Source organism: Trichocoleus sp. DQ-U1, from assembly GCF_039961925.1.
Taxonomy (GTDB): Bacteria; Cyanobacteriota; Cyanobacteriia; order Cyanobacteriales; family FACHB-T130; genus FACHB-T130.
The window spans coordinates 1-23,206 of the sequence record NZ_JAMPKB010000080.1; the positions used below are offsets into that span (position 1 = coordinate 1).

Consider the following 23,206-nt stretch of genomic DNA (forward strand, 5'->3'; position numbering starts at 1 on the left):
AGCTCCGTATACGGCATACCAACTCCCCAGTGTCTTGATGCTGATCTACTCCCTTATTGTGCAATCTCGATTATGAACTGGCACACTACTTGACCATTCATGCAGGAGGTCTAATGTTCGCTGGTAGGCCAATAAAACCCATCTAATTCAAAGCCGTGAGGCGAAAAATTAGAGAAACAACCATATTTTTCGCGGGTACTGTAAAAGTAAATAGTCATCGGAAAAGTGTAAATTTTAGCTGAGTAAAGACTAAATGCTAAGCTGCTACACAAGATAGGAAATTTATGTATCGGATTCTTTGGATTTTTTCCTTAGATGTTTAGCCTTTTTCTGCAATTCCTGAAAATAGTCCGACTCTGTAATTTCAGCTACCTGACGCGCTGCTTTGGCTTCATCAATCTCGATTCGGAGTTCCTGTAACTGTTGTTTCAGGCGTTGTTCGCGGGCGTAAATTTCACGCGCCATGCTCTCGAAAACCCGCCCCATCTGTCCCAATTCATCGGCACGACGGGCAACATCTTTTAAACTTTCTAAATCGAATTCCTCAACTTTATCGGAAGTTGTACCAGCAGTAATTTTTTGAGCCAGCTTAGCCATGAGTTTAACTGGCTGAACAACAGTTCGTTTTAATAAGTAATTAATTATAAGCACGGCAAAAGTAAAAATGCCGAGAAAAATTCCGATAATTAGGAAAAAAGAACGGTTGGCTCTCTCAAAAACTTGCTCGGCGGGGACATAGATGACTTGAGCACCAATAATTTCATTTAATTGCCAACCAAAACCGTTTTTACTGCCATAGGTTTTTATCAAATTCTTCGGCGCTGCGGCTGGAGTCGAATGGCAGCGGAGACAACTCTCTTGTTCAATCGCAATCGGTAAAGCTTTATAAAATACTTGCTTGCCAAATAAAGAGCGAAAACCTGAGATTTCTTTCGTTTCTGGTTCGTTGCGAAAGCGGGTTACAATTTTGTCTTCAAAGTTATCTGCCTTATCTAACAAATTTGTGGGATTCAGCGTAGCATCTTTGTAGAATAAATCTTTATATTCTCCTTTCTGACGTAAACCTTCAAAAACTTCTCTTACAGAAAAGCTAGGAATTGTTTCAGGAATAAATTCTGGTTGAGCTTCTGCACTCTGCGCTAAGAGAGGACTAATCTGAGTATTTGTATAGTCTCTCAGTGAGTTCATTGTCTCCATGAGAACTACACCTTTAGAGATAATTTCATTTTCGGCTCTGTGCTGAAGTGCCTTAGACAAAGCAATCCCACTAACAACAATCCCAAAGATAAAAACTAGCGATAGAAGTAAGGTGAATTTGGTACCCAGCTTGAATTTATTCAACATGATTATTTTCCTGTTGTATCACAATGAGCGCCCAGTATCTTTGATTACAGGTGTCATTGAGGGCTAAAATTAAGGGCTTTAAATGACATCAACGCAAGAGTATTGTTTAAAAGTTCTTTACCCAATACGGCAAGAAATTCGTGCTTTGTAATGCGCGAGCGCTGACTATTTCTGGTAGCTATAACTTTATCGCTAATAAATATTCACTGACTGGAGCGATCGCTTTTGAAAATGGACGAATGCGATCGCAGCCAAAGCATCTCGACCGAGTGCGCGGTAGGCAGCATCCAGCAGTTTGGCAGCAGCCGCTTCTCGTTCTAGATTCCCAGCGGAAAGCCAGTGCAAGTCACGACCGAATGCCAGCGCCTCAGCCGGTTGACCCTCGGCACAAGCTTCTAGTGCTGCCACAATCCAGTCTTGGACAATGGGGGCATCCCCTAAGATAGCCGTTCTGATTACTTCAAGATCGCGCTGAGGGAAAGTTTCGGCGCTGAAGCCGGGAATTGCCACCCCTGCACCATCCTCAGTCGCAATCCTGGCACCCAGCCGCTGTTGTTTGTAGGCTTTCTCGTACAGACTTCCCATTTCAGGGCGTTCCGCCGTTTCAAACATCATCACCGCATCGCGGAGTGCTGAGAGTCTAACTCGTCGATGCCGAGAATCGTTGTCATAGCGGTCATATTCTAGCTGAGAGACCGCTTTTTCGATTTGGAAGCGAACCTGTTGGAGCAATGTTTGACAACCGTCATCACAGACGGGAATGCCATCGTTGTTCCAGTAATACATCACACCCGTGGGCAGTTCTCTGGGGTCATCGTACCAAAGACCAAAATGCAGACCATCGCCGCCCCCGTACAGCAAAGTGAGAAACTCCGGCGGATCGCGGTAATAGCGGTAATGTAAGCGATGGTCAAGTTCTGGTATGGGTTTTCGCTGCAAACCTTCTTCACTGAATAAATCAAACAAACCGCAAGGTGTTGCAATCCAGTGCATTTCTTGCCGCTCAATCGGAGTTAAGCTGAGCCAGAAAGCCCAGAATGCAAAAACATGGTCGGGTAAGGTCAAGCCGTGGGTTTGTTGTACCAGCGATCGCACTCTTTCCACCAACGCTTGTGCTTTTTGTCGGGCGTCCAAGCGCATCTGCTCAATCGTGGCAGCATCTGGCAGATTTTCCTGACGCCATGCCATATATTCCGCTTTCCAGGAACGTTCATTTGCCGCTTGCCACAGATGTCGCCAGATATCCGTCCAATGACCTGAATCATCAGGACATTCTTTTATTTGCTGACGCGCTGCTTTGTAGAATTCTTCGTGCCGATAGGCGTTTGGCGTCCAGCGTTCTGTTTCTGTTTCCCAGCGTTGTTTTGCCCATGAGACACCATGTTCTGCGATCGCTGTAAAAGATGCTTCAAAAGCATTGAGCAAAGTCTGTCGTTCTACGGCAGCTTTCGCCTCAAATTCTTGACGAAATGCACAGAAAGCAGACCACTCGGCAACTAAATCATCCTCTGGTCGATCCAACTGCTTTAGCCACCAATTATCAAATTCCTCCTGAAGCATCTGGTCGATATCTTTTTCAATCTCGTCCCGGAAGCGGGGACGGGGGTCTTCACCCAGTAGCTCGAATTGCTCTTGATTTAGGGTGATTTCTGCTTTGCGACCCAATATTTCGACTTCAACAACAATCTTTTCTCCAGGCTGCAACTTAACTACCACACCCTGAAAATCACTAAAGGGGCCTGCGGTTATCGCTCCTACGCTTCCTGGTTTGAAATTTTTCATTTCCTCCCTCCTCACAGCATCGCTAAGCGGATGCGGGGTAAGCGCAGCGGTCTTGCAACTAGCACTCCTCGCTTGTCTGAAGTTCTCTTGTCAGGCTCTTAAACCATCTTAATTTTACTCTGATGACTGGCGGCAAATCTAAACTTTTGGGCATCCTTCTGCTAGGCTCGGAATCACTGCTATTGACTTTTTGTTTCCTGTACAGCCACTGATAAGCAATCGAGAATCAGAAATTAAATTTCATTTTTTTATGATTTTTATGATTGTAATTTTAAGTAAAATCTTCTAAAAAGTTGATAATTAAATCAAATAAAATATGATCATTGGTTTGTATAGTTTTAATTTAAAAATAGTTGCATTTGTTATTTTCACTATCCTGAAATCAAAAACTTTCTATTAATAAAGCTCAACGGTAAATACTGAAGTGCAAGCATTACTGTAACGCTCCGCTCGCATCGTTGAGAGAATTAGCAACTCCAAACTAATTTAAGCGTGACCCATCTCAACAATATTTTCCCACGAGGAAAACATTCGTAGGCAATTTCTACCTTCATGCTTAGCTCTGTAAAGCGCTCGATCGGCTTGATGTAATAAATCTTGAGAATCAACTAAATTAACAGCGCTAGCGATCGCGCCACCGATACTAATCGTAATGGGTAGCAGCAGCTCGTTAGAAATCTTGAAAGGACATTCGGCGATGCAAGAGCGCAAACTTTCACCATACTCTAAACCATTGTGCAGATTCAGTCCCAGGGTGATGCAGACAAATTCTTCACCGCCATAGCGATACAACAGGCTGCTAGGGCGTGCATTGGATTGTAGTCGTCCGGCGATCGCTTGCAGCACACAATCCCCCACTGTGTGACCATACGTATCGTTCACCCGCTTAAAATGATCCACATCAATCAGAAATACACACAAATAACGGTAGCGAGTATTCGCATCGCGGTTGCCGACTTGCCGCAGCATATGAGGCAATGCCTGATCCATTGCCCGCCGATTTAATAAACCTGTTAACTGATCGGTCAGCGACAAAGATTCTAGCAATTCATTACGGGCAGTCAATTGCTGATTCGCTTGTCGCAGTGCCTGATTCGCTTCGCTCAATTCTTGCGTTAACCGCTGCAATCGCAATCCCGCGCCCACCCGCGCCCGTAATTCACTCATATCAATTGGTTTTGGGAGATACTCATCAGCGCCAGTATCTAAACCCTCCACCCGGTCTTTTACATCCCCACGAATCGTCAGCAAAATAAAAAATGCCAAAGATAATTCTGGATCGGATTTAACCTGGCGGCACACTTCCAGCCCATTGATGACTGGCATCATCCAATCACAAATAATTAGATGAGGGTGTAGCTGCTTTGCTTTCTTTAATCCCTCTTCACCATTCGCCGCTACTATGACTTCATGACCTAGAAGTTGGAGTGAGTTTTTGACGACTAACCGAACGCTAGGATCGTCATCAATAATTAAAATTTTTGACGTGGAACCAACCTGCGTCCCTCCAGACCGATTGGCGTGAAGAAGGACTGGAGTTTCACCCTCCACCCTCTCCCAGTCAATTATCTCAAACAAAAAAGATTGAATCTTTTGGAAATGATTTTCTATTTGAATTACCAATTGAGTCACTTCCTTAAAGTTTTTTTGTTGGCTCTGAAGTTCTAATCGGTCGGCTAAATTTTTTAATTTGTTGACGCCAACATTCGCACTAGCACCCCGAATTTGATGGGCTTTATGTTCAATCGCTTCAAAATTTTTAGAAAAAGTTGCTGATTTTATCGATGATAAGTTTACTTTTGTATCTTCTAAAAAGGCTTGTAGAATTTCGTTTCGCAATTTCAGATCCCCCAAGGTTATATCGTCTAAGCGATTTAAATCCACCCAGTCATTGACGCTTGACTCGTCTGGGTTGGCACTGGAGTCAACGGGAATAATTTTACTTGTTAAATCTATAGATGAGGAGGCAGATGAGGATGCGATTGCCTGCTTATTTTTAATAATAACTTCAATCCAATTTTCTAATTTAGCTGCCAACTCTTCCTCACGAACCGGCTTAAGTAGATAATCATCCATGCCGACCTTTAGACAGCGATCCCGATTTGCTTTCATGCCGTTGGCAGTCATTGCAATCAAGATTGTCTGTCGCGCATCACCTTCTAATTGACGAATTCTTTGTGCAGTTTCATAACCGTCTAGTATCGGCATCTGGCAATCGAGGAGGATTAGGTCATATTTTCCTTGGGATCTCATCCATAATGCTTCTTGACCATTAGCAGCAACATTTGCTTCATACCCTAACTTCTTTAACTGTTTAAATACAACGGTCTGACTCACAAGGCTATCTTCAACTAATAGAATTTTTAGGTATTCTTGCTTGGTCATAGAAATGATGAATGATTTCACTCTTGCCTAAATGAGCGGAAATTTATTGTCTGTATAATTACTTACATTAGCAGGCAATCTGGAACGTTCCAGCAGTTTCTTGCAATCGGCATTTTTGTGGATGTTAACAGAAAATTTGGGCGATCGCTCTTAGGGAAGCCATAACGAGGCAGGAGATATAGCGATCGCCCTCGATTTGAATAACTTTACAAATATGCATTGCTTTGAATACACCTGTAAAAATTAGAATGCTACCCTTCAAAAACGTAGATGAAAGCACCTTTACCCGAAAACGAACCAGAACGGATTCAAGCGCTACAGCAGTATGAAATCCTTGATACCGCCGCAGAACAGGCATTTGACGATCTGACGCTTTTGGCTGCACACATCTGCGGTACACCAATTGCCCTCGTCAGCTTAGTTGATACGGATCGGCAGTGGTTTAAATCAAAAGTTGGCATCACGGCTCAGGAAACTCCTCGTGATATTGCTTTTTGTGCCCATGCTCTCCTGCAAACCGACCTATTTGTTATCCGCGATGCATCCACTGACGAGCGGTTTGCCAATAATCCCCTCGTGACTTCCGATCCGAATATCCGGTTTTACGCGGGTGCTACTTTGTTAACCCCAGAAGGCTTGGCACTGGGAACTTTGTGTGTGATTGACTCCGTACCGCGAGATTTGAGTCCCCAACAGCGGGTGGCGCTGCAAGCACTCAGCCGGGAGGTGATGACGCAACTGGAGTTGCGACGGAATAATCGTGAATTGGCACAGGCGATAAAACAGCGCGACAAGGCACAAGAAGAACAGCTTCAATTCTTCACCCTGTCTCTAGATATGCTGTGTATTGCCGGGATGGATGGCTATTTTAAACGTCTAAATCCATCATGGTCAAAGACTCTCGGCTTCACCAATGAGGAACTGCAAAGCCAACCGTTTATCGAATTTGTGCATCCAGACGACCGGGAAGCAACGATTGCCCAAGTGCAACAACTTTCTACAGGTATAGATACAATTTCTTTTGAAAATCGCTACCGCTGCAAAGACGGCTCTTATCGATGGCTGTTGTGGAAAGCAACGCCCTTGTCCAAACAGCAAGCGATTTACGCAGTCGCTCATGACATTACCGAGCGCAAGCGTCATGAAGAAGAAATGCGGAATACCCAGACATTTCTGAACTCGATTGTCGAAAATATTCCCCACATTATTTTCGTCAAGGATGCTCAAGAACTTAATTTTGTGCGTTTCAATAAAGCGGGTCAAAAATTAATTGGTCGTAACCCTGAAGAGTTGCTGGGAAAGAATGACTATGACTTGTTTACCAAAGAAGAAGCAGATTTTTTCACCGCCACCGATCGAGAAGTACTGGCAACCGGAAAAATTTTAGATATCCCAGAAGAGCGGATACAGACAAAAGATAAAGGTTTAAGAATATTACATACTAAAAAATTACCGATTTTAGATGCCCAAGGAAACTCACAGTATTTATTAAGGATTTCTGAAGATATTACCAGTCGCAAGCAGGCGCAGGAGGATCTGCGAAAAAGCGAAGAATGCTTCCGCTTAGTCGTAGAAGGGGTCAAAGATTATGCAATTTATATGCTCGACCCCAAGGGATATATTGTGAGCTGGAATGCGGGAGCAGAAAGGATTAAGGGATATCGAGCGGAGGAAATCATCGGTCAACATTTTTCTTGTTTTTATGAGCCAGGAGAAAATCAACAAGCGATCGCGCAAAGCGAACTAGAAATCGCGATCGCTCAAGGGAATAGCGTTGCCGAAGGCTGGCGCGTGCGGAAGGATGGTTCGCGGTTTTGGGCGCACGCTGTCGTAACCGCCTTATATGATGACGCTGGAAACCTGCGCGGATTCTCCAAAGTGACGCGGGACATTACCAACCACAAAAGGACACAAGAAGCATTAGCGCTGCAAGCCCGTCTCGCTCACTTCCGCGCCGAGGTGGATTCTGCCCTCACTCAAAGCGACACCCTGCAAAGCATTTTGCAGCGCTGCACCGAGGCAATGGTGAAGTATTTGGACGCAGCATTTGGGCGGATCTGGACGCTCAACCGGCAAGAGAGGATGCTGGAACTGCAAGCCAGTGCTGGGATGTACGCGCAGGTTGAGGGTTTATATCGCCGCGTTCCGATCGGCACCCTGAAAATCGCCAAAATTGCCCAAACTCGCCAACCCTACCTAACCAATTCTGTCGTAGACGATCCTCAGATTCTGGATAGAGAATGGGCGGTGCGGGAAGGAATGGTCGCCTTCGCTGGATATCCCCTGATTATTGAAGGCTCTGTGATGGGAGTGATGGCAATATTTGCTCGTCAACCCCTCAATGAATCTGTTCTCCAGTCGCTGGAATTTGCAGCGGACAGGATTGCCCTGTGGATCGAGCGTAAACAGGCACAAGAGGAATTAAAGCGGCAGAACTTGCGATCGCAATTATTTTCCGAAATTACCCTAAAAATTCGCCAGTCCTTACAACTCGAAGAAATTCTTCAAACCACCGTTACCGAAGTCAGAAAATCTCTCGCGTGCGATCGGGTAGTGATTTATCGTCTGGCAGCCGATAAAACGGGTACCATCGTCACCGAAAATGTCGTTTCTGGTCTGCCCGCCTTATTAGGGCAAACTTTCAGTGCGGAAATCTTCCCCGAAGCTTACCATGAGGACTACTGCCACGGAAAAATCAGGATTGTGGCTGACGTAGAAAATGCTGAGATTTCACCGTGTCATCGGGAATTTTTGCAGCATTTGGCAGTCAAGGCAAAATTAGTCATCCCGATCTTGCAGAAAAACGAACTTTGGGGACTGCTGATTGCCCACCAATGCACCTCACCCCGACAGTGGTCTAGCTTTGAAGTCGAACTGCTGCAACAACTCGCAGACCAAGTCGGCATTGCCCTGGCTCAATCCCAACTCCTAGAAGAAGAAACCCTCCAGCGCCAGGAACTAGAGATCGCCCGTCACCAAGCTGAGTCAGCTTCTCAAGCCAAAAGCGCCTTTTTGGCAAACATGAGCCACGAAATCCGTACCCCTATGAATGCCGTTTTGGGGATGACTGGGCTGCTTTTAGACACGCCCCTGACTACAGAGCAAAAGGATTTTGTTGAAACGATTCGCATTAGTGGAGATGCCCTGCTGTGCCTGATTAATGAGATTTTGGACTTATCCAAACTAGAGGCTGGAGAGATGGATCTGGAAGTTTTAGACTTTGACTTATCTACTTGTGTAGAAGAAGTCTTAGATTTATTAGCTCCCCAAGCTCATGCCAAGGATCTGGAAATTGCTGCCTTGGTCTATCGCAACGTTCCTACCCACCTCCAAGGCGATGTTGGTCGTCTGCGACAAATTCTTACCAACCTGATTGGCAATGGCATTAAGTTCACCAACGCCGGTGAAATTGTGGTGAGGGCAGAACTACAATCAGACACCTCCCTCAATTCTCTTGGGAAGGGCGAATCAGAGGACGTGGTAACGATTCGCTTCTCTGTCACCGATACGGGCATTGGCATCACCCCAGAAAATATGAGCCAATTGTTTCAACCCTTTTCCCAGGTAGACTCCTCTGCCACGCGCCAGTATAGCGGCACCGGCTTGGGACTGGTCATCTGCAAACAGCTCGTCACCTTAATGGGAGGAGAAATTGGCTTTGAGAGCCAACCAGGGAAGGGAAGCAAGTTTTGGTTTACAGTGCCTTTCAAAAAGCAAGCGGAACGGATAACACCACCCATCCAAACTTCTACCAATCTAGCGGGACGGCGTCTGCTAGTAGTTGATGACAATGCCACGAACCGCAAGGTGGTTCGCTCTCAGGCGGCGCACTGGGGAATGCAAGTAGATGAGGCGGATGGTGCTGCCGCCGCCATGAGAGTTTTGCAAGAAGCTCTGGAGTGGGGAATTCCCTATGATGTGGCGGTGATTGATATGCAAATGCCCAATGTTGATGGCATTACTTTGGGCGAGCAAATCAAAGGAAATCCCATGCTGGCTAATTTACCCTTGATTATGCTCACTTCTGCCGATCAGCGAGGGGAGGCGCAACGGGCGACGAAGGCAGGATTTGCTGCCCATTTGATTAAGCCAGTCAAGCCATCTCGCTTATTGGATACCATTGTCTCGATCTTGGGGAAGCAAGAGGAACAGCGGGACAGAGGCAAAGAGGTAGGCAAAGAAGTAGAGGAGAAGAATTTTTCACCCCAACCTTCCCGAATTCCAATTCCCCAAAGCAAGTTGCGAATTTTGCTAGCTGAGGACAATCTGATTAATCAAAAAGTTGCCCTCAAGCAGCTAAATACTTTGGGTTATGAAGCCGATGTCGCTGCGAATGGGAAGGAAGTCGTAGAGTTATTGGAAAAAATTCCCTATGACTTAGTTCTGATGGACTGTCAGATGCCGATTCTCGACGGTTATGAAGCAACGCGAGAGATTCGGCGGCGACAAGGAGGAGGTTCGCGCCGTACCACTGTCATTGCTCTAACCGCTAACGCGATGAAAGAAGACCGCAAACGCTGTCTTGATGCTGGGATGGATGACTATTTGAGTAAGCCAGTATCAAGGGAACAGTTAGCATTGCTAATCGACCATTGGACGAAAGTCATTTTTCAAGATGCAAATGCCAGCAGTGGGGGTGTTGCCACACGGGAAGATGTAGAAACGCGATTCTCGTCTTTACAAGATTTAGTGGATTGGGAACATCTGCATCAACTTTCTGAGGGAAGCAGGGAGTTTGAGTTGGAACTGTTGCAAATGTTCTTCACGGAAGTTCAGGCTCATCTAGAATCGGTGAAAAGAGCGATCGCTATCAATGACTTTGATAGTCTTGCAAAAGAAGCCCATCACATCAAAGGTGCGAGTGCCAACGTCGGAGTAGAGGGGATGCGAAGCAATGCCCAAAAGTTGGAGGAACTCGCCTCCCACTACCAACTTGCAGGAGCGACTGAGATAGTATCTGCGTTAGAAACAGCGCTCAGCCGCATTCAATCTTGGGTTAAGGAAATTTAAGGAATTGCTAATTGCTAGGAATTCCCCTTTGCTCCTCTGTGGTGATAACGACTTCCTTCGCAAAGGGGTTGTGAAAAAACGATCCGGTTTGAGGTGGCAGCATGGGATCGAGGACAATTTCTGCAAGACTTTTCCCGACACCTGTTAGGGGAATTGCTAGAATCACTCCTAACAATCCCCCCAATTTCGCTCCGAGTAGGAGAGAGACAAAGATAATCACTGGCGATAGACCTGTCAAATTGCCCATAATTCGGGGTGCGACCAAATTATCTTTTATCTGCTGAAGTGCGATCGCTATGGCTAAGACTTGCAGCGCCTGAAACCAATTGATAAACGCTACCACAATCACAACCGTGGCAATTCCTAAAGTTGCTCCGATAAAGGGAATGATTTCCATCAACCCAATAAAAACCGCAAATACTAGGAAGAATGGCACGTGCAATGCCCAAAATGCGAGGGAAAGAGTCGTTGCCATAAACACACCCAATAACACCTGACCCGACACAAATCGCTGCAAATTTCGTTGCAATGATTCTGTCAAACCATCTTTAATTTTGGATGAGAAAATACTCGTCAGTCCCCGCCAAACTCGCTCACCATCAATGAGCATATAAAAAGAAATAACGAGAATTAGAATTAAGTCAAAAAACCAGTTAAAAGTGCCTAATACTAAGCCAAAGCCTCTGGTCGCGATCGCTTGGGCTTGCGCTTGTACTCGTGCCAACAACTCAGAAGCCAAAATTCGCACGTCAAACGGTAAATTGTGTTCGGCACTCCAAGCTTGGAAGGCGGCTAATTGCTGTTGTCCAGACTCTAGGAGCGAAGGTAAATTTGTCACCAATTGCCGCCCCTGATTAAACACTGGCGGTACTACAGTCAGACCAATGAGTACCAGAGTTAAGCCTGCTATTAAATAAACTAAGATTGCTGCCACACTCCGGGGCAAGAAAGTTTGCAAAACGGCAACAGCATAGTTGAGAAAAAAGGCAATCAGTCCGGCTGTGAGCAAAATGCTAATCAACTCACCCACATATCTCAGAGCCAAAATCGTCACCCAACCGCTTGTCAGAACGAGCAGCCAAGTGATTAGAAACTGTTGGAGGGGTGAAAAGGCACGATTCATCTTTGCTCTATCTCAATGGGGGAGAGTGGGTCGTAGGACTCCTGCTAAAGTTATTTAGAAAAAACTTTGCTTTCAAGACAGCAGCCGCTCTTTGGGGGCAAGCTGTGAAAGTCTTTGCAGAGGATCTTAAACAATTTAACATCCATCTGCGGGGCAACGATAGAGAGGACGGGGTTTGCGCGTGAAGCGATATACTATTTTGTTGTTTGTCTGCAACAGATAAACTTCTGCCTCCTTTTTTGTAGCCTTAGCAAAGGGATGCGCTCTTCACAGCGAAACCGAGATCCCGGACTTCGGAAGAGTTGCCCTAGGATCTCGCTTTCGCTGGCATCTCACAACTCAAATCGGATTGCTATAGCAGTTCTTTTAAGAGCTAACGCTAGTTGTGAGTTTTTATAGGCAATGCGATCGCAAACTCTGTTCCTTGTCCAAACTCCGAAATTACCTCGATTTTCCCCTTGTGCTTTTCAACGATTTGGTAGCAGATGGAGAGTCCTAAGCCAGTGCCTTTACCTACCGGCTTCGTTGTGAAGAAGGGATTAAACAGCTTGTCTCTAATTTCCAAAGGAATTCCAAAACCATTATCTCGAATTCTTACCCGAATATAGTTAGACTTGAACCGTTCCGTGTGAATCAGAATCTGCGATTTTTCGGTTATTATTTTTTTATTTTGGATGGGAAATCCCTTGTTTATTGCTTCCGCTTCTTCCTGTCTCTCATTTTTGCTCTTGGTCTCTTCCAAAGCATCAATTGCATTACTGATAATATTCATAAATACCTGGTTGAGTTGAGCTGGGTAACACTCAACGAGAGGCAAATCTTCATACTCTTTGATTACCTCAATTTCCCGCTTAAGGCGGTGATTGAGAATCAACAACGTGTTTTCTATCCCTTCATGGATATCGACTGGTTTCATCTCAGATTCATCTAGCCGGGAGAAGTTTCGCAAAGACAAAACAATTTGCCGAATACGTTCAGTGCCCATCTTCATAGAAGACAGGATTTTGGTAAAATCTTCCGTAAGGAAGTCCACGTCAATTGCTTCAATCTCGTGTTGAAGAAGAGGGGTAGGGTGAGGGTACTGCTGCCGATACAGATGTACTAAATTAAGCAGTTCTTGCGTATAAACGTTAGCGTGTTCCAGATTACCGTAGATGAAATTGATGGGGTTATTAATTTCATGAGCGATACCTGCAACTAGCTCTCCCAAACTGGACATTTTTTCAGTTTGAATGAGTTGAGATTGGGTTTGTTGGAGTTCTTGAAGCGCTTGTGTCAATTCCTCGGTTCGTTGTTCTACTCGCTCCTCTAGTGTCTGACGAGCTAACTCTAGTTCGTGGGTATATTCTCCTACCCACTGCACTAGGCAATTTAGAGAGGTTGCTAATGACCCCACTTCATCCTCAGTGGTAACTGGACTGCGGAGGTCAAAATTAGATTCTTGAGTGATGGCTCTGGCAACTTGAGTGACTGCTTCGAGGGGACGAGCGATCGCACGAGCCGTAATAATCGCCAACGCCACCGCGATCGCCACTGACAGCAGCATACTCCCAACAATAATTTGCAGCCTTAGTGTCTCGGCTTGCCCAAGCTTGTTTTTTGCTTCTATCTGTTGAGATTCTGCTGTCTCTTTCAGCCTAGTTAAACTCTCTGCTAATCGGTCGAAACTAACAATGATATTAGTCGCTGTTTTGCTTGTGATAGAATTCAAGAACTTTTGCTGCGCTACCGAAATTTCTTCTGTTTTCAAGTTAGCTGGATCAATCTGCCGCCAGAGAAACTTAATTAACTGAGTGTAGGATTCGGTATTGGTTTCATAACCATTCAATAAATTCTTTAAATCTGTAGGCTTTGTTGCTAAATTATCGGGGTAGCTGTCTATAAAAGAGTGGAATTCTGATAATATTGTCTGGCTCCGACTAACACTTGTAAAAAACTTAGCAGTTTCGTAGTCAAACCAAATTGGTTCTCCTAGTACAGTAACCAGCCGCTGTGGGTGCGCTCGCAGTTCACCAACAGCATTTTCTAAGTTACTGAGGAGATTTTGCTGCTTCTCGGCAATTATTAGCTGCTTTTGAGCCTTCTTTTCGTAATAGTCTCCGCTAATTAGACCAATCGTTGTTCCTAAAACCGCTATGCCGATAGCCAAGGAATAACCGTAACCAATTTTTTTGGCTATACTCAAGCGCGGAATGAAGCGTCTTACCCAGTTTGTAGAAAATTTCAAGGTGTTCCCTTGGTTATCTAAGTTAGGCTTATCTGCAACCCCATGTCTTTTGAGATCCATTGAGGAAAGTCTAGAGGTTAAAAAAAACAAGAAAAATATCCAAAAATAGTCGAATCAAGCGATTAAAGCTATTGAACAAAACTACCTTGTCCAATAGCTTTATAGACCTCGCGAATCATATTGTAATCAGCATCATTCGCCGGAACTATCTGAGAGCCTTTGTACTTACCTTCCTCGACGGATAAAAGACTTTGAATTAGTTTGTCCTGATTTTTAATTGCGCGATCTCTCATCTCTTTAACGAATTCAGGAGCGAGCTTACTACTAGCAACAAATAAGTCCTTGGGGAGAAGCGGCCCTTTCACGATTAGCGGTAACTCACTCTCAGATAAGCCTTCATCTTGGAGGAATTTCTCATACTTAACAGTAGACCCTCCCCAAGCATCAACCTCACCTTTTTTCAACGCGGGTAGTCCCTGACTTCCTAACATGAGGATTTTTAGGTCAGATTTAGGATCTAATCCAGCATCAATCAAAAACTTGGTGGGACCCAGATAACCGCTGGTTGAGCCTAACTGCCACATGGCAATTTTTTTACCTTTTAACTGTGCTACTGACTCGATCTTGCTGTTAGCAGAGACACAGATAGCTGCATGGTAGTTTGGTCGAGTGATGCCGATGACAGGAACCGCATTTGTCCTAGCACGCATGATTACATATTCCGAGGGGCCTGTGAGAACAAGATCCAGCTGATCTGACTGTAAGGCGGCGGCGGCGGCGATGTATGTTTCAACGGGAACAAACTCAAGTTTCGTTTCCAGTACCTCCTCTAGTGCCGTCCGCAATCCCCCATAATTACGCTGCAACTCTTCAAGGCTCGGAATCTCGGTTACTGTAAATCGGAGCTTTTCAGGGAAATTTCTGGCATTTGACGGCGAATCTCTATCATTAGGGTTACTTGCTGCGGTACAGCTTGTGATTAATATTAGGGAATACCAAAAAAAATGGCGGCGACGCATAATTTTTGCCAACAAACAAATAGAAATAATTCTAACTAATTAAAATTAGATTTTGGTTAAGAATAGGTCGTAAGCTATTTAACCCTAATCGTAGAATAAAAAATTAACTTTAAAAGTCTTATAAAAAGGTTTGTCGTTATTAAAGTTGCAGGCATAAGCGGCTGATTTTCTTGCAGAACGCGAGATTAAAGCCGCCCATATTTCTATGAGTATTAACCTTGGCGATAGCGAAGCGCCGACCTGTCGGTTCGCGCTTGTCTTACTGTAGGCGACGATACGACTTTATGGCGAGAGGAATGCGATCGCTTACACGAACCTCGTGTAGCGACTCCATCGCACGTTGTATTCCTTTGCAATTTCTAAAAGCCGATTACCACAACGCTGGCACCGGATCTTCTTCGGGTGGTAGGTCTACCTGCGATGGGGTATAAGGATTGCTGCGGGTTGCAGGTTGTTGTTGTTGTTGTTGCTGTTGCGTTACTGGAGGGGTTGTTGCCGTAGGGGTTACGGTTGGAACTGGGCTAACCGTAGTGGTCGGTGTAGGAGAGGGCGATGGTGTTGTCGTTTGACTACCCGCAGGAACTACTTGCCCCGCGCTCTCACTACCGAGGGGGAAGCGCACGCCCACGATACCGCCTAAAAAAATAGCAAGAGCTACTACGAAAATCACCCCAGGAACTATTTGATCGCGCATCGCTCAGCGGTAAAGGCTTACTTTAATTCATCTTAGTCGAGTCAAAAACCCTAAGCTGTTAGCTCAAGGAAATAACTTTGTGTATTTTCACGAATTTTCGGTTAGTGCCACTCACCCCACCGACGGATTTCCAGCCTGCTCCGTGAAAAAGCACTGTAGCGGCGGGGGTTCCCCATCCATGCTCACAGGCTTTGCGAAGAAAGATGGTTATCTAAACAGCATAGACTTTAGTCTGTGACCATCCTAGTAAGGTTAAATCTAGGGTAAATACTTTTGTACCACGCTCCAGCCGGTTAACGAAACCCAAGCTAATCCTACGAATAACACTAGATTGGTTGCAATATGAACCGAACGCGCCCAAGCTCGGTTGGGATTAATCAGAATTGCACTTCCCGCTGAGAGCAACACTAATACAACCACTGCCCACCCGGCAATCCAGTGCGCCGAGTGAGCGAGGCTACCATAATGACCTAACGTGCCGACAATCCCAATGGCGAGCAGCAGCAAGACGAGAGCCACGAGAATTGCGCCAGTGGCGTAGTGAAAAAGACGCAACCATCGCGGTTGCGAACTTCTTTGCTGACGAGCCGCAAACATCCAACTGCCAGTAACTCCCAGCAATAGGTAGGCTAATATCGACAAGCCCATCGACCATGCAGCAATTTTCCAGAGCCAGAGAAAAGAAGGTAGATTCACTCGTTACTTACTTACATTCAGCTACAGCAGCATCTACTTTTCATCTTAAGCTGTTCGCTTGGTGCAATAGCAATCCTACTTTTAGCGGAGAGATACCAGCCCTTCAGCTCCCCGACTTCGGAAGAGGTGCCCTAGGATCTCGCTTTTACGAATCATAATAGGACTGCTAGATCGCTGAGAAAAAAGAATTTGTCTATCTACGTATACGAGAATTAACCAGTTAATTTCCCTAAAAGCTAATCGCTAATCGCTAAAAATCCTATAAAAAAGAGCTGTCGCTTATGACAACCCTGAAATTACTGAATTTTTTCAGCAAAACTAGCCAATATAAGCGGTTGTTAAAGATTCTACGGTTTCTAAATTTCTCTTTTTCTGGATTTCAAGCTTCCGGGTATTATCGTTTATTATCTTTTTTTCCTCATCGTGTAGGTCGATTGTATTTGACTCAGAATCATTGCCTTCACTGATACACAAGCGATCGCAGGGAATGGTATCTGAGAGGATGGCACTTGCCATCATCCCTGTATGAATTTCCAGATTCGCTTCGGGCATTGCTTCAAACACTAAGCGTTGTCCTGGAAAGACAACGCGCTCAAAGTACCAGTTCGGAACGTTAGAGATCCGAGCAATTTGAATGTGGCTTGTAGCATTAACGTAGCAGCACAGAATGCGATCGCTGTTACCAGAAGGAAGGGGATCGAGTATTTGAGCCATAACTGCTGAGGAGCTTTGCGCCACTGCCTAGGATTACCATAACTAAGCTAACATTCGGCGATCCCGGCTTGTTGTAAACACGAATACCAACTGAATATTCTGGTGAGATATCCCCCCAAAGTTAGAGGAAAAAATTCCCGTTTTAGTAATCTTTGCTACTGGCGATTGTAACGGCAATTTTTCGTGCTTAAGCTTCCGACTCGCACTATGACTCCCGGTAAAAATACCTCCCTCACGTCTCATGCCAGCATTGCCAGATGAAAATGCAAGCGAAGTCAAGGTTTCTCCAGGATAAGCAATGAATTGGTGCTGAATTTTGACTTGTTGTTGAGAACCGGCTGCCACTAGAGATCGATTTTGCAGTGTTCGGCTTTCTTTTTTGGCTCCAGAACCAAAATCAGGGCAAGACTGAGGATAGTCAATGTTATCGTAAAGTTATATAAAGACCTTTCAGAATCATTTCATTTATAGATACAGAGGTGCTGCTGTCGCCAGTAAGTCCTGCGGGTCAATGGCGGATTCACATCTAGTCGCTAAAGATACCAAACATGGCTCGAATCCTGAGAGCAAGTCATAGCCAGAATAATTTTTGAGAAAGCAATCGCATTTGTCGCTTTCCATCTCAGTAGTAGTAAATTTAGATACAAAAAGACACGATGAATAATCGAATTCTCTACGTCCGTCTCCCCTGCAACCCGATTTTCCCGATCGGAGTGGTTTACTTATCCGATCACGTACACAAGCAATTCCCAGAAGTCGAACAACGGATCTTTGACTTAGGAACCGTGCCGCCTCTAGATTTCACTGGGGCGTTGGATAAATGTGTCGATGAGTTTAAACCTACACTCCTAGTATTTTCCTGGCGCGATATTCAGATTTATGCGCCCGTGGGCGGCAGAGGTGGCAACCCACTCCAGCACGCCTTTGAGTTTTACTACGCCAAAAATCCGCTGCTGAAATTGCGCGGGGCACTGGGAGGGTTGCGCGTCACCACGGCATACTACACCGAACTGTGGCGCAACCTGGGATTAATCAAACGGGGACTCAAACGCGCTCAAAAATATCATCCAGAAGCCAAAGCCGTTGTCGGTGGCGGTGCTGTGAGCGTATTTTACGAACAACTCGGTAAGAGTCTGCCATCCGGGACAGTTGTTTCGGTGGGTGAAGGCGAAGCGCTGCTGGAGAAAATGCTGCGAGGGCAGGATTTTCGGGATGAACGATGCTATGTGGTGGGAGAGACAACGCCACGCGATCGCATGATCCACGAACGTCCTACGAATATCGAAAAAACCGCCTGCAATTACGACTACATCGAAACCATTTGGCCTGAGTTTCAATATTATCTGCAAGACGAAGATTTCTACGTTGGCGTGCAGACAAAGCGCGGTTGTCCCCACAACTGTTGTTACTGCATTTATACAGTGATTGAGGGCAAGCAGGTACGGATTAACCCAGCCGATGAAGTTGTCGCAGAGATGCAACAACTTTATAACCGAGGGATTCGTAACTTCTGGTTTACCGATGCTCAGTTTATCCCAGCTCGGAAATTTATCGATGACGCCGTTGAGCTATTGCAGAAAATCCTCGATGCTGGGATGAAAGATATCCATTGGGCAGCTTATATTCGGGCAGACAATTTAACGCCTGAGTTATGCGACTTGATGGCAAAAACCGGCATGAACTACTTTGAAATCGGCATTACCAGCGGTTCTCAAGAACTTGTGCGGAAGATGCGGATGGGCTATAACCTGCGAACCGTATTAGAAAATTGCCGCGACTTAAAAGCAGCAGGTTTCAACGATTTGGTTTCCGTCAATTACTCATTTAATGTAATCGACGAAACGCATGAAACGATTCGCCAAACCATTGCCTACCACCGGGAACTAGAGCGGATCTTTGGTGCAGATAAAGTCGAGCCGGCAATCTTCTTTATTGGCTTACAACCCCATACTCATTTAGAAGAATATGCCTTCGAGCAGAATGTCCTTAAACCCGGATACAATCCCATGAGCATTATGCCGTGGACAGCCAAAAAATTACTTTGGAATCCAGAACCCCTCGGCTCATTCTTTGGGGAAGTTTGCCTGCAAGCATGGCAGCAAAACCCCAACGATTTCGGGCGAGAAGTGATGAAAATTCTAGAGGAAAAACTTGGTTGTGCCGACTTAGAAGAAGCCCTTGCAGCACCGATTCAGCCAAAAGAAAAACACCTAGTTACGGTATCTTAGCTTCATAAATAGCTAAGTAGCGATTGCCCACCCTAGCCTGCATTGCTCTTCTTCCCTTGCTCTTTGCGTCTTTGCGGTTCATTTAATAAAACCAAAATTATGTTAGAAGGCTCCATTCTGCAACAGCTAGAAGTTGCCCACAGATCGAGTAAAAGACCAATTCGATTTGGGGTGTACTACAAAAACACCCTCGTTGCCCTGTGCCATGCGCTAGAAGACCACATCTTAACGGAGGACAGTTATCCCTTGACCATTGCCGCTTTTCAAAGAGGCAAATGGTATCTGCAAGAAGCCGATCGCTATGGAGACATCGCACAGAAAGCAGGTCAGATCGCGATTATGGCGGCGTCAGATTCGGGGTTTACCGAACACCCAACTAGCCAACGCCCAAACGTGGATTTAGTGGGCTTAGATCCCTCCGATCCGGTTGCCCAAGAGTGGCACTTAATCATCTTTTCGCCGACATACACGGCGATGGTGCTGTGTCAAGAGCTTTCGGAAGAAGATTATGGTGCAGCAGGGCTACCCGCGTCTGACTTGGAGCGCAAATTCTATGGGCTGTGGACGTTTGAGCCAGAGTTAGTGAAAGAAACGGTGGATATAGCGATCGCCCATATTGGTCGCTACAACCCGGAACTAGAGAAAAAACTCATCGCCTGCAAGGAGTCCATGCAGCCCTCCTTAGGAACCCCTCACAATCTCGGTGCAGTGGTGTCTTCCGTAGTGGAGTATCTCCAGCATGGGCAAGATGATATATCAACCGGCACCAATCTAGACATCCCCGCCGGATCTCGCCAACAAGCGCTGGATCGGAACTTAGTTTCCAACGAAATCCAGGCATTCTTGCGGATGGCGCAACTCATGGATATGGCAGATGTCACTAACCCAATGGCAGCAGCAGAAGTGGTAGCGTTCTCCGAAATGATCGGGCAAATGCTCGATTTACCCGCTTGGCAGATGAAACGCCTGCGCCTTGCCGGGTTGCTGCACCGCATCGATCCGTTGCAAGGGGCGGAAAGTGTATTGGCTGCGGCTAAGTCGAGTCGCTACGACGAAGAGGCACCGAGTTGTGCGCTGACTTGTCCGTTGGTGCCAGGAGCGCAAGTATTGAGAAGAATGTCACAACTGCGGGCAGTTGCCCAAATCGTCACTCACCAAACCGAGTGGTGGAACGGGACGGGTGAGCCAGCCGGGTTAGCGGGTGATGAAATTCCCTTGGAATCGAGAATTTTGGAATTAGTCTCAGACTTTCAGTGGCGACTGGCGCAAGCAAGAAATGCCAATCCCGACAGCGAAGAGAATTTATCCAAAGCTTTAGAAGAGTGTCGGCAACAACAGGGCGATCGCTTCGATCCCAAATTGGTTGAAACTCTATCACTCCTCGTCATGGGGATGCAACAGGGTTTGACTCTACCTGTCACGCCCACTAAAGTGACGGCGGGAATGTGGCTCTTGGATGCAAATCTCTATGCCGGTACAGCAGTGCAACCTTCCTTAATGGGCAATGGGTAATGAAAGTGATGAGTTATGAGTTTTGAGTGAAAAGAGAGCTTTTTAATGCCATACTTCAGACGCGATAACCGCAAGCCTTTTACAACTTAAAACTTTTTTCCTCATTAGCAATCCTTCAATTAGCAATTAGCAATTAGCAAATGGACATTGAAGCAATTCGCTCCGGCAAACTCAAGCAACTGCCAGGTACAGATTTAGAAGATGAAGATTTTTCAGGAGTAGATTTGCGAGGTATCAATCTCGCCGGTGCCAACCTCGTCGGCACAAATTTTAGCGGCTCCAACTTGGAACGCGCCCGTCTTGATGGCGCAAATTTAATCGAAGCGCAACTTGTAGGCGCTGACTTGCGGGCAAACCTGCTGGGCGCTAACTTGATGCAAGCTGACTTATGCGGTGCTGACTTGCGCGGGGCAAATCTGCGAGGCGCTAACTTGATGGGAACCAAGCTCACTCAAGCGTCTTTTGCTGGTGCTTTCTTGAGCGGTGCCAACTTAATGAGTGTCAACTTGCAAGGCGTGGATTTGCGGAGCGCTGACTTGCGGGGTGTAAACTTGAGCGGTGCCAATCTGCAAGGTGCAGACTTAAGCCAAGCGGATTTACGTGGCGCTTTGCTTAGCGAAGCAAATCTAGAAGAAGCAGACTTGCGGGGTGCAAATCTTGCCGGAGCAAATTTGACAGGAGCAAATTTGCTCTGCGCTGAGTTAGATAGTGTTAACTTGACTGGTGTAACTTTGGATCGAGCTTGTTTGACTGGAACCTGTGCGGAGCGCATGGCTTCAAAAGCCTGAGAAAATCTCTGCTGCTAGCGGTTCTCAGTGGACTCAAAAAAACCTAACCCTCAGCCCCTTCCCACCTCTCCCTAACCCTCTCCTACAAGGAGAGGGAAGCCGAATAAATGTTTTCTACGGGGAAGGGGAGCCAGCTCCTCTCCAGCCTAAAAAAAATTAATCTTCCTGCCTTGTTGGGGAGGATTCGGGAGTGAAGAGGATGCCGGGGAGCGAAAAGTTTGAGCCTCGAAAAGCTTTACTTCATCTGTACATTGCGGTGATGATCGACGAAGCGAACCGACTACTGAAACAAGGAATTGAGCAATATCAGACGTATGTAGAAACAAAGGTTCTTACATCTCTACAAGAGGCAATGCAGTCTTGGCAACAGGCACTTAGCCTCTGTCGAGGCAGCGAAGCGAGTATCGTTGAGGGAGCGGCTTTAGGCAATTTGGGGGCTGCGTATAAGGCTTTAGGAGATTTACCTCAGGCGATCGCATTCTATCAACAGCACTTAGCGATCGCTCAACGTATCCAAGACAGGCGCGGCGAGGCAAATGCGCTGGGGAATCTGGGAAATGCTTACTACATTCTCGGTGAGGATACAAAAGCGATTGAGTACCAGCAACAACGGTTAGCGATTGTGCGGGAACTCCAAGATCGTCCAGGTGAGGTGCAAACGCTCTCGAATTTGGGGGCGGCTTATCATTCTTTGGAAGAACAGATAAAAGCGATTCTCTGCTTTCACCAGTCAAAAGCGATCGCCAAAGAATTACAAGACGTTCGAGGGGAAGGACAGGCGCTTAAAAATCTCCGACTTGCTTACACCGCCCTCGGAGACTTGCCGGCGGCTCGCGATTACCAGCAGCAGTATCTGACAATCATACGGGAACTATTGGCAGCAGCCAAGGCAGATGACTTCATCAGCGGCGCGAAGATGCTGGGCATCAATCCATCTGAGGATTTTGCTGAAGCCGACTTGAGTGGTGTTAACCTCCGCAGCGCCAACCTCCGCAACGCTGACCTCAATCATACCAATCTCAGCAGTGCCGATCTCACCTTTGCCGACTTAAGCCGTGGCAACTTAAGCAATGCCAACTTAAGCAATGCCTGCCTTTGTAATGCCAATCTGCGCGATGCCCATCTGTTACACGCCAACCTTACTCAAGCAGATTTGCGAACTAAAATGCCCCGTGCCAATTTAACCAGTGCTAACCTTAGCGGTGCCAACTTAACCAGTGCATACCTTCCCAATGCCAATTTGACGAATGCCTCCCTGACGGCTGCCAATCTCAGCGATGCTGATTTAAGCGGTGCTAACTTGAGCGGCGCAAATTTCAAAGATGCTGAGCTTAAGCGTGCCGATTTCAAGGGTGCAAATGTGGAAGATGCTTTGTTTGAAGGAGTTTTGGGGCTTTCTGAGGCAATGAAGCTCGATCTCAAGCAGCGAGGGGCAATTTTTGAGGAGGACTAGCGATCGCTTCGCTACCTCAGCGTCACCACTCCAGCTATAAAATCAGCCACTAACCGCAGCATTTTCAGCCACTGTAAACCCATCAAACTTTCTTGAATCACTGCTTCAGCAACAACGATACAGCAGATTGCAAGTTCATGAAGTACAGTAGCAGCAGTTTGTGAACCAGTTGCGTAGGTGTTTTGGATTGACTAAATCAAGTGCAGTAGCAAGCAAAGTATCAACCATTTT

General features: G+C 46.1%; 15 protein-coding genes and 1 pseudogene. 5 read left to right on the forward strand and 11 right to left on the reverse strand.

Going from position 1 to position 23,206, the window contains the following annotated elements:
* Positions 1-113: 113 nt before the first annotated feature.
* The 4 genes and pseudogenes from NDI34_RS23235 to NDI34_RS23250 form a co-directional block, all read right to left on the reverse strand.
* A pseudogene (locus NDI34_RS23235) lies at positions 114-218 on the reverse strand (Swarming motility protein ybiA); the annotation flags it as partial.
* A 64-nt stretch (positions 219-282) separates the two neighbouring features.
* On the reverse strand, positions 283-1,344 hold the full coding sequence (locus NDI34_RS23240) for a DUF3365 domain-containing protein (RefSeq protein ID WP_348233982.1): 1,062 nt from the start codon (positions 1,342-1,344) through the stop codon (positions 283-285).
* A gap of 192 nt (positions 1,345-1,536) precedes the next feature.
* Positions 1,537-3,126, reverse strand: coding sequence for an ADP-ribosylation family protein (locus NDI34_RS23245; RefSeq protein WP_348233983.1), 1,590 nt, complete (start codon positions 3,124-3,126; stop codon positions 1,537-1,539).
* Between the two features lie 486 nt (positions 3,127-3,612).
* Positions 3,613-5,511, reverse strand: coding sequence for a response regulator (locus NDI34_RS23250; protein ID WP_348233984.1), 1,899 nt, complete (start codon positions 5,509-5,511; stop codon positions 3,613-3,615).
* Between the two features lie 270 nt (positions 5,512-5,781).
* Between NDI34_RS23250 and NDI34_RS23255 the strand changes: the two genes are divergently transcribed.
* Complete coding sequence (locus NDI34_RS23255; protein WP_348233985.1) at positions 5,782-10,521, forward strand: PAS domain S-box protein; 4,740 nt, start codon at positions 5,782-5,784, stop codon at positions 10,519-10,521.
* A 7-nt stretch (positions 10,522-10,528) separates the two neighbouring features.
* Here NDI34_RS23255 and NDI34_RS23260 read toward each other — a convergent pair whose 3' ends face one another.
* From NDI34_RS23260 to NDI34_RS23290, 7 genes are all read right to left on the reverse strand, one after another.
* Entirely contained in the window at positions 10,529-11,644 is a 1,116-nt protein-coding gene (locus NDI34_RS23260; RefSeq protein WP_190411785.1) for an AI-2E family transporter, read from the reverse strand.
* Between the two features lie 379 nt (positions 11,645-12,023).
* Entirely contained in the window at positions 12,024-13,931 is a 1,908-nt protein-coding gene (locus tag NDI34_RS23265) for an ATP-binding protein (protein ID WP_348233986.1), read from the reverse strand.
* 68 nt (positions 13,932-13,999) lie between these two features.
* Positions 14,000-14,905, reverse strand: coding sequence for a PhnD/SsuA/transferrin family substrate-binding protein (locus NDI34_RS23270; protein WP_242030380.1), 906 nt, complete (start codon positions 14,903-14,905; stop codon positions 14,000-14,002).
* A gap of 355 nt (positions 14,906-15,260) precedes the next feature.
* A complete protein-coding gene (locus NDI34_RS23275) occupies positions 15,261-15,584 on the reverse strand; it encodes a hypothetical protein (RefSeq protein ID WP_348233987.1) in 324 nt (107 codons plus the stop codon).
* A gap of 258 nt (positions 15,585-15,842) precedes the next feature.
* Complete coding sequence (locus tag NDI34_RS23280) at positions 15,843-16,280, reverse strand: DUF4079 family protein (RefSeq protein ID WP_190411781.1); 438 nt, start codon at positions 16,278-16,280, stop codon at positions 15,843-15,845.
* 318 nt (positions 16,281-16,598) lie between these two features.
* Complete coding sequence (locus NDI34_RS23285) at positions 16,599-16,994, reverse strand: DUF1830 domain-containing protein (protein WP_190675535.1); 396 nt, start codon at positions 16,992-16,994, stop codon at positions 16,599-16,601.
* A gap of 42 nt (positions 16,995-17,036) precedes the next feature.
* Positions 17,037-17,339 (reverse strand): hypothetical protein, encoded by a 303-nt coding sequence (locus NDI34_RS23290; RefSeq protein WP_348233988.1) that lies wholly within the window; start codon positions 17,337-17,339, stop codon positions 17,037-17,039.
* Between the two features lie 311 nt (positions 17,340-17,650).
* On the opposite strand from NDI34_RS23290, the gene NDI34_RS23295 reads away from it, so the two are divergent.
* The 4 genes from NDI34_RS23295 (at position 17,651) to NDI34_RS23310 (ending at position 22,975) form a co-directional block, all read left to right on the forward strand.
* Positions 17,651-19,222 carry a photosystem II high light acclimation radical SAM protein gene (locus NDI34_RS23295; RefSeq protein ID WP_190675530.1) on the forward strand — a complete coding sequence of 524 codons (1,572 nt, stop codon included), beginning with the start codon at positions 17,651-17,653 and terminating at the stop codon, positions 19,220-19,222.
* Between the two features lie 99 nt (positions 19,223-19,321).
* Entirely contained in the window at positions 19,322-20,734 is a 1,413-nt protein-coding gene (locus NDI34_RS23300; protein WP_348233989.1) for a DICT sensory domain-containing protein, read from the forward strand.
* A gap of 140 nt (positions 20,735-20,874) precedes the next feature.
* The gene (locus tag NDI34_RS23305) at positions 20,875-21,522 is read left to right on the forward strand and encodes a pentapeptide repeat-containing protein (protein WP_190411776.1); all 648 of its coding nucleotides are present in this window, start codon (positions 20,875-20,877) and stop codon (positions 21,520-21,522) included.
* 199 nt (positions 21,523-21,721) lie between these two features.
* Positions 21,722-22,975 carry a pentapeptide repeat-containing protein gene (locus tag NDI34_RS23310; RefSeq protein ID WP_348233990.1) on the forward strand — a complete coding sequence of 418 codons (1,254 nt, stop codon included), beginning with the start codon at positions 21,722-21,724 and terminating at the stop codon, positions 22,973-22,975.
* Positions 22,976-23,206 lie beyond the last annotated feature (231 nt).